This is a genomic window from Kitasatospora sp. MY 5-36 (assembly GCF_001182915.1).
Lineage (GTDB): Bacteria > Actinomycetota > Actinomycetes > Streptomycetales > Streptomycetaceae > Kitasatospora.
Map to the genome: position 1 here is coordinate 1 of NZ_LFVW01001393.1, position 656 is coordinate 656.

The following is a 656-nucleotide window of genomic DNA, read 5'->3' on the forward strand; positions in this document are numbered from 1 at the left end:
CGCGCCGGCCCCGACCAGCAGCCCGGCCCCGGCGGTGCCGAGCAGCGCCCGCCGGGTGAAGCCCGCGGGCCCCGCCGAAGCGTGGTCCGCCGGGCCGTGGCCCGCCGGATTGCGGCCCGTCGAAGCGTGGTCCGTCGACATGTCGGTCACCCCGCTCACCCGATCTTGAACTGCTGGGTCGGGGTGGTCTGGTCGATGTCGGAGGAGCGGATCTGCACCGACACCACCCAGGTGCCCGCCAGCGGCAGCTGCGCGGTGCCGCTCCAGCGGCCGGTGCCCTCCGGGGTGAGCGCGACCGGCAGCGGGCCGAGGTCGCGGTCCGGCAGGGTGAAGGCGAGCTCCACCTCGGGGACGTCCACCGGCTGCCCGTCCGCGCCGTCCAGCGCGAGCTTCACCTCGTTCGGCCCGGTCCGGGCCGGGTTGAGGGTGACGGTCGCGGTGCCCTTGGCGTTCGGCGTCCGGCCCTTGGTGTCGTACGGGAGCTTGAGGTCGACGGTGCGGCCCGGCTCGGTCTGCGGCGCCGCCGCGGCCCCGCCGGCGGCCGGAGCGGCGGCCGCCCCGGCCTTGACCTCGCCCGCCACCCGCCCGGGCGGGGAGTTGGTGAGCATCGTGGTGACCACCAGCACCGCCACCGCGACCAGCGCCTCGACCAGCAC

1 protein-coding gene is annotated in these 656 nt (G+C 77.1%); it reads right to left on the reverse strand.

Annotated features, from left to right (window positions below):
- Positions 1-155 precede the first annotated feature (155 nt).
- The coding region (locus tag AE652_RS42620) for a FixH family protein (protein ID WP_199823244.1) at positions 156-656 on the reverse strand (501 nt) is incomplete at its 5' end.